This is a genomic window from Undibacterium sp. Ji49W (assembly GCF_049340205.1).
Classification (GTDB): Bacteria; Pseudomonadota; Gammaproteobacteria; order Burkholderiales; family Burkholderiaceae_D; genus Undibacterium.
This window is the reverse complement of sequence record NZ_JBMPOW010000060.1, coordinates 1-389: the sequence shown is the minus strand read 5'-3', so window position 1 is coordinate 389 and position 389 is coordinate 1. Positions and strand designations below refer to the sequence as shown.

The 389-nt window shown below is 58.4% G+C and carries 1 pseudogene; it reads right to left on the bottom strand.

Annotated features, from left to right (window positions below):
• A pseudogene (locus ACO0LK_RS27030) lies at nucleotides 1–389 on the bottom strand (energy transducer TonB); the annotation flags it as partial.

Here is a 389-nt window from a genome sequence, read left to right as displayed (position 1 = left end):
ACCGGGCCAGTCGCTTTGGTTTCAGCAACAGGTGCAGGCTGAGCCGGCCCCTTGGGCATGACCGGGTTCTCTGGCTTGACGCTGGAGAAGTTACTCACGGTCGGCGGTTGCTGCACGGGTTGCTGTACCTGAACTTCCGGTGGCGGAATGAACGGTGGTGGCGGTGCCAGCAGTTTCGGTGGTGGTGGCGGTGGCGTGTCCGGTGGTGGTGGCGGTGGTTTCACCTCTTCCACGATCTTGGTTTCCAGCGGCTTGATGACCACTTCCATGGCCTTGCGCGCCAGGCCCGACACCAGTGCATATACCACCAGCACGTGAAATAATATGACCAGCCCTAATCCGATAAATTTCTTTCCCGGCTCTTGCTGGCGATTTGAAAAATCCATTCC